The sequence below is a fragment of the Streptomyces lusitanus genome, from assembly GCF_042647945.1.
Classification (GTDB): domain Bacteria; phylum Actinomycetota; class Actinomycetes; order Streptomycetales; family Streptomycetaceae; genus Streptomyces; species Streptomyces pseudogriseolus.
The window spans coordinates 22,388-34,981 of record NZ_JBHRWL010000015.1 but is presented as its reverse complement, the minus strand read 5'-3'; the positions used below and the strand labels follow the sequence as shown (position 1 = coordinate 34,981).

The following is a 12,594-nucleotide window of genomic DNA, read 5'->3' as shown; positions in this document are numbered from 1 at the left end:
ATCCGGAATGTTCTGCGGGGCCCCTGCCGTGATGGAACGCCGTGCCGGGGCGTAAGGTCAATGGCGTTGGCATAAGGCGTCCCTGGTCGGCGGGGCGTGGGAGGAGCGGGGACATGGCCAAGCGGGTGGTGCCCGAGGAGCGGCGGCGGCGCCGCAGGCCGACCAGGAGCGGGGTCGTGCTGTCGGAGCGGCTGATCGTCGAGGCCGCGCTGCGGCTGCTCCGGGAGCACGGCAGCGCGGGCCTCACCGCCCGCCGTCTCGGACTCGCCCTCGACTGCGACCCGAGCACCCTCTACCGGTACTTCCGCGGCATGGACGACCTGACACTCGCCATCGGCGACGCGCTGATCGGCCAGGCCCTGGACGGCTGGCGCGGGAGCGGGCGCTGGCGGCACGACCTGCGCGCCCTGGGCCTGCGCATCCACGCCGCCTACGTCTCCCACCCGCAGGCGGCGGTGCTCACCGCCAGCCGCGTCTCCGGCAGGGCGAACGAACTGGCCGCCGACGAGGCAGTGCTGGACGTGCTGCGCACCGCGGGCTTCCCGCCCGCCGACACCGTCCGCGTCTACCAGGCCTTCATCGACACCACCCTGGCGTTCGCCGCCCTCGACGCCGCCTCCCTCGCCCTGCCGGACGCGGCACGGCGCGCCGACGAGGACATGTGGCGCTCGACCTACGCCCGGCTGCCCGCCGCCACCCATCCGCGCATCGCCGAGACCGCCCCGCTGCTCGCCGCCCGCATGGTCGAGAGCGCCTACCCCACGGCGCTGGACATGCTGCTGGCCAGCGCGGAGCGGGACCTGGCGGCCCTCCGGGTCAGTGGTGCAGAGCCCGGGCCGCCGTCTCCATGACCGCGTCGGCGACCGCCGCGAGGGCGGGGGAGTCCAGCTTCCACTGCTGCCAGTACAGGGGCGCGTCGACCGCGCGGTCCGGGGCGAACACCGTGACCCGGCCCGCCCGCAGCAGCGGCACCGCCTGCGCCTCGGGCACCATGCCCCAGCCGAGGCCCGCCGCCACCGCCTCGGCGAACCCCTCCGACGTCGGCACGTGGTGACGCCATGTACCCGCCCCTCTGCGGCCCCCGGTGAGCCGGCGCACGAACCGGTCCTGGAAGTCGTCCCGCCGGTCGAAGACCACCACCGGCGCCGCCGCCACCGACTCCTCCAGCGGCTCCGTCAGCAGTTCCGCCGCGAACTCCGGGTGAGCCACCGGCAGGTAGCGCATCGCCCCCAGACGCCGCACCGAGCAGCCCGGCACCGGATCGGGGGAGGAGGTCACCGCGGCCATCACCGTGCCCTCGCGCAGCAGCGCCGCCGTGTGCGACTCGTCCTCCCGGCGCAGTTCGAAACAGAGCCGGGACCGGGCCGGCAGCCGGACCAGGGCGTCCAGGAACCAGGTGGCGAGCGAGTCCGCGTTGACCGCGACCGACACCCGCGTCGGCTCCCCGGCGCCGCTCAGCCCCAGCTCCGCGTACGCGTCCCGCTCCAGCCGGGCCACCTGCCGGGCCAGCCGCACCAGCACCTCGCCGGACTCGGTGGGCCGCACCGGACGGGTGCGCAGCAGCAGCACCCTCCCGGTGCGCTGCTCCAGCGCCTTGACCCGCTGGCTGACCGCCGAGGGCGTCACGTGCAGCGCGGCCGCCGCCGCGTCGAACGTCCCCTCGTCGACCACCGCGAGCAGCGTCCGCACCTGGTCCAGCGGAAGGTCTTCCGTCACACCGGCTTAGGGTACGTAAGATTCCTTAGCTGTACTGCATCGGCCGCGCCGCCTAGCGTCACCCTCATGACCAGCGCATTCGCCCCCGCCCTCGCCGGTTTCGGCACCGGACTGTCCCTGATCGTCGCCATCGGCGCGCAGAACGCCTTCGTGCTGCGCCAGGGGGTCCGCAGGGACGCCGTGCTCGCCGTGGTCGGCATCTGCGCCCTGTCCGACGCCCTCCTCATCGCCCTCGGGGTCGGCGGCGTCGGCGCGGTCGTGGTGGCGTGGCCCGCCGCCCTGACGGTCGTGGGCTGGATCGGCGGCGCCTTCCTCCTCGGCTACGGCGCCCTGGCCGCCCGCCGGGTGGTCCGCCCGGCCGGCACGGGACTGGAGGCGGCGGGCGACGCGACCGGCTCACGCCGCCGGGCCGTCCTCACCTGCCTCGCCCTGACCTGGCTCAACCCGCACGTCTACCTGGACACGGTGTTCCTCCTCGGCTCGGTCGCCGCCGACCACGGCCCCTCACGCTGGACCTTCGGCGTCGGCGCCGCGCTGGCCAGCCTGTGCTGGTTCGCCGCGCTCGGCTTCGGCGCGCGGCTGCTCGGCCGCTTCCTCGCCCGCCCCGCCGCCTGGCGGGTCCTGGACGCCCTGGTGGCCGTCACCATGATCGTGCTCGGTGTGACGCTCGTCGCGGGAGCCTGAGGACGCGCCGGACCGGGCGCCTGCCACACTGAGTCCCGGCCAAGTAGATGTACGCAGCAACCAGGACGGTCGTGGACACCAGCGAGAGCAGCACCGAACCCCGCACCCCCGACGCCGAGCAGGAGGCGGACAGACCGCGCGGGTGGCGCCGCTGGGCCATGGACACCCGCCCGCTGCGCCGCCCCGCCTACCGCAGGCTGTGGGCCTCCACCGTCGTCACCGCGGTCGGCAGCCAGCTCACCGCCGTCGCGGTGCCCAAGCAGATCTACGACATCACCGGCTCCTCCGCCTGGGTCGGCGCCGCGAGCCTCGCCGGACTGCTGCCGCTGATCGTGTTCGCGCTGTGGGGCGGGGCGATCGCCGACAGCATGGACCGCCGCAAGCTGCTGCTGCTCACCAACACCGGCATCGCGGTCACCTCGCTGCTGTTCTGGGTCCAGGCCTTCGCCGGACTGAAGTCCGTCGGTGCGCTGATGCTGCTGCTCGCCCTCCAGCAGGCCTTCTGGGGGCTGAACGCGCCCGCCCGCAGCGCCTCCATCGCCCGCCTGGTCCCGGCGGACGAACTGCCCGCCGCCAACGCCCTCGGCTCCACCGTGATGCAGACCGGCCAGATCGCCGGACCGCTGCTCGCCGGCGCCCTCATCCCCGTGATCGGGCTGGCCGAGCTGTACCTGATCGACGCCCTCGCGCTGTGCGTCACCGTCTGGGCGGTGTACCGGCTGCCCGCCCTGCCGCCGCTCACCGCCGCCAAGGCCGGAAGCGCCGGGCTGCGCGGCGTCCTGGAGGGCTTCCGCTACATCTCCGGGCACGCGGTGCTGCTGCTGTCGTTCCTCGCCGACATCGTCGCCATGGTCCTCGGCATGCCCCGCGCCCTGTTCCCGCAGCTCGCCGCCGAGACCTACGCCCCCTACGGGGAGGGCTTCGCGCTGGGCCTGCTGTTCGCCGCGATCCCGCTGGGCGCGGTGCTGGGCGGCCTGTTCTCCGGCACGTTCTCCCGGGCGCGCCGGCACGGCTGGATGGTGATCGGGTCCGTGGTGGTGTGGGGGCTGGCCGTCGCCGGGTTCGGGCTCAGCGGCAGCCTGTGGCTCGCGGTCGCCTTCCTCGCCCTCGCCGGGGTCGCCGACATGGTGTCCATGGTGTTCCGCGGGGCGATCCTGCTGTCCGCGGCGACCGACGAGATGCGCGGCCGCATGCAAGGCGTCTTCACCGTCGTCGTGGCCGGAGGACCCCGCCTCGCGGACGTCCTGCACGGCACCGCCGGGTCGGCCTTCGGCCCTCGCGCGGCCGTCGCCGGCGGCGGGATCCTGGTCGTCGTGGTGATGCTGGCGCTGGCCGCCGCCATGCCCGCCCTGCGCCGCTACCGCGTCTGAGCGGTCGCCAGGGCCATTCGAACGAGGAGCCCTACACCACCCCGCCGCGCCGCATCGCGTACTGCTCCATCAGCTGGCCGCGGGTCATCTCCAGCCGGTGCGCTAGCACCTCGGCGACGCAGCGGACCAGCGACAGCCCGAGGGCGGTGTCCGCCTCGCACAGCCGCAGCACGGCCGCCGCGTCGAACTCGTAGGCGCGGACCGGGCTGAACGCCTCCGCGCCGAAGTCCCACTCGTACGGAGGGAAGAGCCAGGACCAGCCCAGCAGGTCGCCCGCGCCGAGCCCGGCGACGGTGATGCGCTGCACCTCGTTCAGCCGCTGGTCCAGCGAGACGGCGCCGGAGCGTATGACCCAGAAGCGGTCGGCGTGGCCTCCGGACTCGAAGATGCGGGTGTCCTCCTGGAAGTACACCTCACGGGCCAGCGTCATCAGGCGCTCGCGCTGCTGGTGGGGGAGCGCGGTCAGGAGCTTGATCGCTTTGGTCATGGGACGGGGCCTCTCGCCGGGATGCGGTCCGGGTGCTTTCCCTCCCTACTCATTTCAGCCGCTGCGGCCGTTCGGGGCACCTCGGCGGACGCGGCGGCTTCGTGAGGGTGTGTGCGCCTCGCGCGCGGCCCGCGTCCGGGCATGAAAAAGCCCTGGCTGGACGGGGGAAACCAGCCAGGGCCGTAAGCGGTGGTGACGGAGGAGTCGCGTCGACCCCGGCACCACGTATGAATGAACGATAAACCATTCACCTGAGGTTCGCGTAATCGGGTCCTACGTGTCCTGCGCCACGACCCGGACGGTCTCCAGGGACGGGTCCGCGGGGTCCGGCAGATACATCCCCGCCTCCAGTCCGGTCCGCAGATAGCGCAGCACCGGCTCGGTCAGCCGCTCGCCCGGCAGCACCGCAGGGATCCCCGGCGGATACGGCGTGATCATCTCCGCCGCGACCCGCCCGGCGGCCTTCTCCGCCGGCACCTCCTCGGCCGGACCGAAGAACGCATCCCGCGGCAGCACCGCCTGCTCCATCCGCAGCTCACCCGGCTCCGGCACCGCCACCTGAGGGCCCCCGCGCAGCCCGGGCGCCGCCCGCCGCAGCTCACGCAGCGCCGACAGCAGCTCGCCGGCGGTCTCCCGGTCGTCGCCGTGCGTGATCTGCGCGCCGATACGGCGATGGTCGACCAGGTGGGCGTCGATCGCGCGGTGCTCACGCAGCCAGTCCGCCGCCCGGTAGCCCGTGATGCCCAGTTCCTGGAGGTCGATCACGCAGGGCAGCGGGTCGAAGTCGTCCGCGAGACCCGGCCCGCAGTAGTCGTCCCTGCCGTCCACGTGCATCCCGTCGATCTCCTCGACGGCCGCCCGCACCTCGCCCGCCAGCTCCAGCGCCGACCCCATCAGCTCCTCGCCGCGCAGCGCCATCTGCCGCCGCCAGCCGTCCAGGCCCGCGAAGATCAGCACCGAGGGGCTCGTCGTGCCGAGCAGATCGGCGCGCTGGCCCAGCACCGCCGGCGGCACCAGATCCCCTCGCAGATGGAACACCGAGCCCTGCTCGAGCCCGCTGCCCATCTTGTGGATGCTGGTCACGCAGATGTCCGCGCCCGCGTCCATCGCCCACGACGGCAGCTCCGGGTGGAAGGGCAGATGCGCGCCCCACGCCTCGTCCACGATCAGCGGGCGCCCACGCCGGTGGCACACCTCGGCGATGTCCCGCAGCGCCGCCGCCGCGCCGTACGGCGTCGGACTGGTCACCAGGGCGCCCCGCGCGTCGGGATGGGCCTCGAAGGCCGCCTCGAACTCCGCGGCCGACGGGGGATGCGCCACGTGCCGTTCGGCGTCCCACCGCGGCTCCACCCACACCGGCCGTACGCCGGACAGGATCAGCCCCGACACCACCGACTTGTGGGCGTCCCGCCCGATCAGCAGCTTCTCGTGCGGCCCCGCGACCGACAGCATCGCCGCCTTCACCGACAGGGAGCTGCCGCAGGTGCTGAAGAAGGTGTGATCGGCGTGCACGGCGTCGGCCATCAGCTCCTGCGCCGACTGGAGCACCCGGCCCCGGGTGAGCCGGTCGTCCAGGCCGCCCGTCGCGAGCACGTCGCCCAGGAAGACGGCGTCCCCGAGCAGCTCGCGCACCGCCGGATCGGCTCCGCGCGCCTGCTTGTGGCCCGGGGGCGTGAATCCCAGGTGCCCCCTGCGGTGGTACTCCTCCAGCGCTTCCAGAACCGGTGCCCGGTGATGGTCGACAGTCATGCGTCATCAGGTTCCCGGCGCCCCAGCCGTCAATCCGGGCCCGCCGTCTATCCGGGCCCGCCGTCGATCCGGGCCCCTGCCCGCCGTGCCCCGCGCCCCGGACGCCCGCCTCAGACGGGTGTGTCGTGCTTGCCCGGCGTCAGGATCTCGTCCAGCACCCGCAGCACCACTCCGAAGGCCACCGTGCGGATCTCGGCGTCCCGCGCCTCGCCGGGATCCCCTGAATTCTCCCGGCCCAGCCGCTCGCCCCGGGCCCGCCAGGACCGCTCCTCCTGTGCCGCGCAGGCCCGTGCCCGCCGGATACGCCGCAGCAGTTCGTCCGAGTCCACCACATCGGTCATGCGCCCCGGGTACCCGCGGTGGGCCGGGCGACCACGGGCGGACGGGAAACGTCCGGGAGGTTTGCGTGAACCGTGACAGGTGAGCCGAAAAGGGAGGTCCGAGGCATTTCCCCTTCCGTACGTCACCGATCCTGTCACCGATCCAGGGAGCCGTTCCATGAGCGAGGACCACCTCACCGAACCCCTTGTCACGCCGCCGGGCGACCGGCCCGCCGGGCAGCCGTGCCCGTCCCGGCCCGCCGAGGTGCGCGAGGCCGTGCTGCGGGCGGTGGCCGAACGCTGCCTGGCCACCCGCACCCCCTGTGACACCGAGGCGCTCGCCGACGCCCTGCTCGTCGCCTCGGAGCTCACCACCAACGCGATCCTGCACGGCGGGGGAGTCACCGGCTTCGAGGTCGACGTCGACGGCCCCGGCGTCCTGCTGTCCGTCAGCGACCGCAGCGACGCCCTGCCCGTCGCCGTGCCGCCCGTCGACGGGGAGGGCCGGCGCCGCCCCGGCGGCCACGGCTGGCCCATCGTGTGCCGGCTCGCCCGCGATGTCCGGGTGTCCGACCTGCCCGCCGGCGGCAAGCGGATCACCGCCCTGGTCTCCCTGGTCTGAGGCCTGCCCCGGGCGCCCGCACGCATCCCCGGCAATTTCCGCGAAGAAGTGGAGTTTGTTCTACCGGGCCGGGGGCAATCGGAGGTTCGTGCTTCGGACCGGAGGCGCGCCGGCGGGAGTGGTACGACCACGCCGGGACCCTCCGTGCAGTCCCGCGACGACCACCCCGCGGTAGATCCCTGAAACCACCGTTCGGGAGCTGAATCCGCATGCTCATTGACTCGTCCGCCCCCCGTCCCGGTACCTCCGGAACGACCGCCGCCGCGACCCGCCGGCGGCACGACGACGCCCCCGACACCACGACCCTCTTCGCACGCCTCGCGACCCTCGAGGACGGACCCGAGCGGGACACCGTCCGCGACCGGCTCGTCACCGCCTGGCTGCCCATGGCCCACCGGATCGCCGGCCGCTTCCGCGACCGCGGCGAGTCCATCGAGGACTTGCGCCAGGTCGCGGCCCTCGGCCTGGTCAAGGCCATCGACCGGTTCGACCCCAGCCGCGGGGCCTTCGAGAGCTACGCCGTCCCCACCATCACCGGCGAGGTCAAGCGCCACTTCCGGGACCGCATGTGGGCGCTGCGCGTGCCCCGCCGGATCCAGGAGCTGCGCAACAAGGTGCGCGTCGCCCGCCGCGAGCTCACCCAGAACCCCGGCAGCCCCGAGCCGTCCGTGGCGGACATCGCCGCCCACACCGGGCTGACCGAGGAGGAGGTGTCCGCCGGCATGGAGGCGCTGGAGAGCTTCAGCACCCTGTCCCTGGACGCCGAACTCTCCACCGACGACGACGGCTACAGCCTCGCCGACACCCTCGGCGCCTCCGACTCCTCCTACGACGTGGTGGTCGACCGCGAGTCCGCCAAGGAGGGGCTGCGGCGGCTGCCGGAGCGTGAGCGCGCCATCCTCTACATGCGCTTCTTCGAGGACATGACCCAGAGCCGGATCGCCGACCGGCTGGGCATCTCCCAGATGCACGTCTCCCGCCTGATCAGCCGCAGCTGCGCCCGCGTGCGCGCCGACGTGCTGGGCCAGCGCCCCGGCCGCGGCGGCGCCCGCCCCACCGCCTGACGCTCTCTGTTCCGTACCGTCCGTCCAGGAAAGCGAGTCCCATGCTGAAGCCCCACCCCACCGAGCTGCGCCGCCTCGTCGAGGAGTACGAGACCCTCACGGCGGCCCCGGCGACCGCCGCCGAGTCGCGGATCGCCGATCTGGCCTACACCCTGTGCGTGTCGACCGGTACCCGGGACGTGGGCACGGCGCTCGCCACGGCACGCGCCTGGCTGGTGCCGGACGGACGTGACACCGACGGACGCGACACCGCCGCCGCGGGGGCCGCACCGGCCGCCGTGTGACCCGACGCAGGAAGGGAACCCGAGGCTCATGAGCGAATCCGAGTTCAGCCCGGAGGACCGCCCCGTGGACGTCTATCTCGACCTGCTGCGGGTGCGGATGGACACCGAGGACTACCGGCTTCTGCTCCGTCTGGTGGAGCCGGTCCTCGAGGCCATCGACGAGCACCGCCTGTCGGGCCTCGACCTGGCACTGGACGGCGGGGACGAGGAACTGCCCCAGGAGGTCCGCGACGAGGCCGCCCTGGTCATCGCCACGGCGGTCACCGGCCGCCTGGACAACGAGGTGGTCGAGCTCGACGTCGACGACACCGGCCCGGTGCGGGTGGTCACCGACGCGGAGACCGCCGCGGATCCCTCCCGGCTGGGAGAGATCGCCGGCATCATCCGCGACCGCCAGCGCCAGAACGAGGAGCTGCGGGGCATCGCGGAGGCCAGCGGCCTCCCCACCGACTTCTGAGCCACGCCCCTCCCCCTCACCGCCGGGGCCCCGGATCCACGGACCGGGGCCCCGGCGCGCGTACGCCGGCCGCCCAGGGGCGCGGGGAACTGCGCGAACAACCCCCACGCCGCCGCACCCGCCCCCCTACGGCACGTCCCGCGCTCATAGGCGCGATTTTCAGGGCTCGGGTGTCTTCACCGGGACGTCCAGCGGCCGCGCCAACCCCACCACCGCCTCGTCCAGGCGTTCCAGATGGCGCAGGACGCGGCCGGTGATGCGGCCGTAGCGTGACGCGTCGTCGTCGGCCAGGAGGGACGCGATGCTCGGGCCCGTGTCCACGGGGTCCGTGACCTCGTCGTCGGCGACGCGGGCGGCGATCGTGCGGATGTTGCGTACCGTGCGGCCCGCCGCGCCCCGCAGCCGGGGGTCCGCCGCGATCGACGGGTGGGTCGGCAGCAGCTCCGCCGTCGCCGCCAGCGAGCGCGCGTGGTACGCGCAGGTCTCCAGCAGCGCCACCACGTACCGCGCGGTGGTGCGCCGGGCGCGCAGCGGGGTGACCGGGTGCGTCAGCGGCTTCGTGGCCGAGCGCAGGTCGCCCAGCGCCTGGTCCAGCTCCCGCGCCTTGTCCAGCAGCTCGTCCGCGGGGCCGCCGCTGAGCTGCGCCACGGCCGCGTCCGTGACGTCCGACAGCCGCTCCAGGACGGTCACCAGCAGGTCGTTGGTGCGCCGGTCCGTCCGCACCGGCAGCACCAGCGCCGCCGCCGCCACCCCGCACACCGCGCCCAGCGCCGTCTCCTCCACCCGCAGCACCAGCACCTCCCAGCTGTAGGTGTGCAGCAGGGTGTACAGCAGCCCCAGCATCGCCGTGACGAAGAACGACATCAGCGTGTACGACAGCGGCGCCGTGTAGAACATGGCGAAGATCAGCACCAGGACCAGCGCGAACGCCAGCAGCGTGTGCCCGCCGACCAGCCCGGCCAGCAGGATCCCGGCGACCACGCCGAACACCGTGCCCAGCAGCCGCCGGTAGCCCTTGACCAGGATCTCCCCGGTGGACGCGGTGTTGATGAAGACGATCCAGCAGGTCAGCACCGCCCAGTACCAGCGGTCCGTGGACAGCAGCTCGCCGCCGACGATGGCCAGCGTCGAGCCGACCGACACCTGCACGGCGGCCCGCGTGGTGGGCCGCTGCAAGCCCTTCGCTTCCTCGGCCTCCTCCGCCTCCTCGGCGTCGATCGCGGCGTCCTCGGCGTCCAGCTCCTCCCGGGACCTGGCCGTCGCGGGACTGTCGTCCGACTCGTCCTGCGGGCCGTCCAGGGCGATCCGCAGCCCCATCACCGCGCGGGCCGCCTCGCCGATGCCCCGGAACACGTCCCGAACCGGCGCGGAGGCGGCCGGCAGGTTCTCCTCGTCGCGGTAGCCCAGCAGACGGTTGCGCATCTGGGCCACGCCCGCGCCCGCCGTCCCGGTCCGCAGCACCAGCGCGCGCAGCGCCCGCAGGTCGCGGCGCAGCAGCACGGCCGCCTCCTCGGGACCGGGCAGCCGGCCCACCTCCGGGGCGGGCGCGCCCGGCAGATGCAGGGTCAGGGTGTCCGCCCGCTGCGCGCTGCGGGCGGACAGCAGCAGCAGTCCGAGCCGCTCGGCGGCGATCTCCGCGTCGGCGACGCGCCGCTGCACCAGCCGCGCGGTCGGCTCGTCGGGCGTCCCCTCCTCCAGCCGGCTCTGGATCATCAGCGCCGTCTCGTGCAGCCGGGCCGTGCGCTCGCGTACGTCCTCCAGCGCCTTGTCGGCCTCGTCGGGCCCCGCGTCCAGCAGCGCGATGTGCGCGGACACCAGCCGCGCCAGCCGCACCCGGAACGCCTGCCGCAGCCGCGCCATCAGCCCGGCCGGCGTCACCGGCACGACGGCGAACCGCACCAGGGCGCTGCACGCGAACCCGACCGACAGGACCACCCACAGCGCGGGGAGCTGTCCGGGCGTCGCGCCCACGAACAGGGACACGAAGTACAGCTGGAAGCCGATCAGGCCCAGCGTCGTCCCGCGGTCGCCGAACCGGCGGCCGTACACCGCGCAGAAGACCAGGGCGATCGAGAAGACGTCGCCCAGCACCACCCGTTCGCTCAGCAGCGCGCCCAGCGACACCGACGCCAGCGCCACCGGCAGGCCCAGCGCCAGCGTGACCGCCTGCGCGCCGCGCCGCCGCTCCCGGATGGCGAAGGTGGCGGCCATCGACGTCATCGCGCCCGCCACCAGATGGTTGACGTCCGCCCCGGCCGGGGCGAGCACGGCCAGGGTCAGCGCGATGGCCCCCACCGTGCGCAGCCCCGCCGTCAGCCGCAGCAGCCCGGGGTCGGACGCCGCCAGATGGTCGCGCAGCCGTGTGCCCGACCGGCGTCCCGCCGCCCTCACGCCCGCGCACGCTCCCCCGTCGTCACCGCTCCGTCCGCCGTCCCGGCCCCCGTGCGCCGGGTCACCGAGCCGCCCGGCCCGCTTCCGCGACGTGCGCCCGCACCTGGTCCGGTGTCAGATAGGCGTCCAGGTACTCGAAGTCGCGCAGGTTGCCCGGCCGGTGCGCCTGGAATCCGGTGCGGACGAAGTCGTCGCCGGCCACCGCGTTCAGCAGCCAGTTGGTCATCACGCGGGTCTTGGCCACACCGGTGCGCAGCGCGGACCAGTGGTAGCCGCGGGCCACCGCCTGGGCGGGCAGGCCGTGCAGTTCGTAGCCCAGCGGCTTGGACACCGCGTCCGTGCCGCCGAGGTCCACCACGAGCCCCAGGTCGTGGTGCACGTACGGGCGGGTCGGCCGGCCCCGCAGCGCGGCGATGACGTTCTCCGCCACGTGCCGGCCCTGCCGCAGCGCGTGCTGCGCGGTCGGCGGGCACACCGCGTCGTCGCCCTTGGCCAGGTCCGGCACCGCGGCCGAGTCGCCGAGCGCGAACACCCCGTCGTGGCCCGGCAGCCGCATGTCCGCGTTCACGGCGAGCCGGCCGCGTACGGTCTCCGCGTCGAGCGTGCCGATGAGCGGGCTGGCCACCACCCCGGCGGTCCAGATCAGCGTGCGCGTGGGCACCACCCGGCCGTCCGTGAAGGTGACCTCCTCCGCGCCGGCCTTGGCGATGGACACGCCCAGCGAGATCTCGATGCCGCGCCGGGTGAGGATCTCGTGCGCGCTGCGGCCCAGCTTCTCGCCCAGCTCGGGCATGAGCTTGGGCGCGATGTCGATCAGATGCCACTTGATCAGGCCCGGGTCCAGCCGCGGGTAGCGCCTGACGGCGGCGTGCGTCAGCCGCTGGAGGCAGGCCGCGGTCTCGGTGCCCGCGTAGCCGCCGCCGACCACCACGAACTGCAGCCGCGAGGCGCGCTCCGCCGGGTCGGTGCAGGCGTCGGCCAGGTCCAGCTGGGAGATCACGTGGTCGCGCAGATAGGCCGCCTCGGCCAGCGACTTCAGCCCGAAGGCGTGGTCGGTCAGGCCCGGGATGTCGAAGGTGCGGGTGACGCTTCCGGGCGCCAGCACGATGTAGTCGTACGGCTCGTCGACGATCTCCCCGGCGACGGTCCGCACGACGCACACCTTGGCCCGCAGGTCCACGCCGATCGCGCCGCCCGGGATGATCCGGGTCCGGTACTTCTCGCTGCGGCGCAGGGAGATCGCGATCGACTGGGGGGTCAGCACCCCGGAGGCGACCTGGGGGAGCAGCGGCAGATACAGCTGGTAGGACATCGGCGTCACCAGCGTCAGCTCCGCCTCGCCCGGAGTGAGCCTGCGCTCCAGCCGCCGCACGCACTCCACACCGGCGAAACCGGCGCCCACCACGAGGATCCTGGGTCGTGTCACGGTGTCCATCCCTTCGTGCGGCTT

General features: G+C 74.0%; 13 protein-coding genes. 7 read left to right on the top strand and 6 right to left on the bottom strand.

Annotated elements, in window-relative coordinates; all coding sequences use genetic code 11:
- Positions 1–113: 113 nt before the first annotated feature.
- Positions 114–851, top strand: a complete 738-nt coding sequence (locus tag ACFOSY_RS20890) for a TetR/AcrR family transcriptional regulator (RefSeq protein ID WP_394309101.1) — start codon at positions 114–116, stop codon at positions 849–851.
- Here the strand turns inward: ACFOSY_RS20890 and ACFOSY_RS20885 are convergent.
- Positions 817–1,716, bottom strand: coding sequence for a LysR family transcriptional regulator ArgP (locus tag ACFOSY_RS20885; protein WP_394309098.1), 900 nt, complete (start codon positions 1,714–1,716; stop codon positions 817–819). The two genes, ACFOSY_RS20890 and ACFOSY_RS20885, sit on opposite strands and share 35 nt — an antisense overlap.
- 66 nt (positions 1,717–1,782) lie before the next feature.
- On the opposite strand from ACFOSY_RS20885, the gene ACFOSY_RS20880 reads away from it, so the two are divergent.
- Both ACFOSY_RS20880 and ACFOSY_RS20875 read left to right on the top strand, forming a co-directional pair.
- Positions 1,783–2,400 carry a LysE/ArgO family amino acid transporter gene (locus ACFOSY_RS20880; RefSeq protein ID WP_394309096.1) on the top strand — a complete coding sequence of 206 codons (618 nt, stop codon included), beginning with the start codon at positions 1,783–1,785 and terminating at the stop codon, positions 2,398–2,400.
- A 71-nt stretch (positions 2,401–2,471) separates the two neighbouring features.
- Positions 2,472–3,770 carry an MFS transporter gene (locus ACFOSY_RS20875; protein WP_394309094.1) on the top strand — a complete coding sequence of 433 codons (1,299 nt, stop codon included), beginning with the start codon at positions 2,472–2,474 and terminating at the stop codon, positions 3,768–3,770.
- 31 nt (positions 3,771–3,801) lie between these two features.
- Here ACFOSY_RS20875 and ACFOSY_RS20870 read toward each other — a convergent pair whose 3' ends face one another.
- From ACFOSY_RS20870 to ACFOSY_RS20860, 3 genes are all read right to left on the bottom strand, one after another.
- Positions 3,802–4,257: a cyclic nucleotide-binding domain-containing protein gene (locus ACFOSY_RS20870; protein WP_394309092.1), complete on the bottom strand. Its 456-nt coding sequence runs from the start codon at positions 4,255–4,257 to the stop codon at positions 3,802–3,804.
- Positions 4,258–4,530: 273 nt separating this feature from the next.
- A complete protein-coding gene (locus ACFOSY_RS20865) occupies positions 4,531–6,006 on the bottom strand; it encodes an aminotransferase class I/II-fold pyridoxal phosphate-dependent enzyme (protein WP_394309090.1) in 1,476 nt (491 codons plus the stop codon).
- 110 nt (positions 6,007–6,116) lie between these two features.
- Positions 6,117–6,347: a hypothetical protein gene (locus ACFOSY_RS20860; protein WP_394309088.1), complete on the bottom strand. Its 231-nt coding sequence runs from the start codon at positions 6,345–6,347 to the stop codon at positions 6,117–6,119.
- A gap of 157 nt (positions 6,348–6,504) precedes the next feature.
- Between ACFOSY_RS20860 and ACFOSY_RS20855 the strand changes: the two genes are divergently transcribed.
- From ACFOSY_RS20855 to ACFOSY_RS20840, 4 genes are all read left to right on the top strand, one after another.
- The gene (locus ACFOSY_RS20855) at positions 6,505–6,948 is read left to right on the top strand and encodes an ATP-binding protein (protein WP_394309086.1); all 444 of its coding nucleotides are present in this window, start codon (positions 6,505–6,507) and stop codon (positions 6,946–6,948) included.
- A 209-nt stretch (positions 6,949–7,157) separates the two neighbouring features.
- A complete protein-coding gene (locus ACFOSY_RS20850; protein WP_394309084.1) occupies positions 7,158–8,012 on the top strand; it encodes a SigB/SigF/SigG family RNA polymerase sigma factor in 855 nt (284 codons plus the stop codon).
- A gap of 41 nt (positions 8,013–8,053) precedes the next feature.
- Positions 8,054–8,296 carry a DUF5133 domain-containing protein gene (locus tag ACFOSY_RS20845; protein WP_394309082.1) on the top strand — a complete coding sequence of 81 codons (243 nt, stop codon included), beginning with the start codon at positions 8,054–8,056 and terminating at the stop codon, positions 8,294–8,296.
- 28 nt (positions 8,297–8,324) lie between these two features.
- Positions 8,325–8,753 (top strand): hypothetical protein, encoded by a 429-nt coding sequence (locus ACFOSY_RS20840; RefSeq protein WP_394309080.1) that lies wholly within the window; start codon positions 8,325–8,327, stop codon positions 8,751–8,753.
- A gap of 159 nt (positions 8,754–8,912) precedes the next feature.
- Here the strand turns inward: ACFOSY_RS20840 and ACFOSY_RS20835 are convergent, their stop codons facing one another.
- Positions 8,913–11,144, bottom strand: a complete 2,232-nt coding sequence (locus ACFOSY_RS20835) for an FUSC family protein (protein ID WP_394309078.1) — start codon at positions 11,142–11,144, stop codon at positions 8,913–8,915.
- Positions 11,145–11,205: 61 nt separating this feature from the next.
- A complete protein-coding gene (locus ACFOSY_RS20830; protein WP_394309076.1) occupies positions 11,206–12,579 on the bottom strand; it encodes an NAD(P)/FAD-dependent oxidoreductase in 1,374 nt (457 codons plus the stop codon).
- Positions 12,580–12,594 lie beyond the last annotated feature (15 nt).

Bases quoted from the DNA above. Each gene is read 5' to 3' on its own strand.
- ACFOSY_RS20890 (WP_394309101.1), top strand. From the start codon at position 114: ATGGCCAAGCGGGTGGTGCCCGAGGAGCGGCGGCGGCGCCGCAGGCCG.
- ACFOSY_RS20880 (WP_394309096.1), top strand. From the start codon at position 1,783: ATGACCAGCGCATTCGCCCCCGCCCTCGCCGGTTTCGGCACCGGACTG.
- ACFOSY_RS20870 (WP_394309092.1), bottom strand. From the start codon at position 4,257: ATGACCAAAGCGATCAAGCTCCTGACCGCGCTCCCCCACCAGCAGCGC.
- ACFOSY_RS20865 (WP_394309090.1), bottom strand. From the start codon at position 6,006: ATGACTGTCGACCATCACCGGGCACCGGTTCTGGAAGCGCTGGAGGAG.
- ACFOSY_RS20860 (WP_394309088.1), bottom strand. From the start codon at position 6,347: ATGACCGATGTGGTGGACTCGGACGAACTGCTGCGGCGTATCCGGCGG.
- ACFOSY_RS20855 (WP_394309086.1), top strand. From the start codon at position 6,505: ATGAGCGAGGACCACCTCACCGAACCCCTTGTCACGCCGCCGGGCGAC.
- ACFOSY_RS20850 (WP_394309084.1), top strand. From the start codon at position 7,158: ATGCTCATTGACTCGTCCGCCCCCCGTCCCGGTACCTCCGGAACGACC.
- ACFOSY_RS20845 (WP_394309082.1), top strand. From the start codon at position 8,054: ATGCTGAAGCCCCACCCCACCGAGCTGCGCCGCCTCGTCGAGGAGTAC.
- ACFOSY_RS20840 (WP_394309080.1), top strand. From the start codon at position 8,325: ATGAGCGAATCCGAGTTCAGCCCGGAGGACCGCCCCGTGGACGTCTAT.
- ACFOSY_RS20830 (WP_394309076.1), bottom strand. From the start codon at position 12,579: ATGGACACCGTGACACGACCCAGGATCCTCGTGGTGGGCGCCGGTTTC.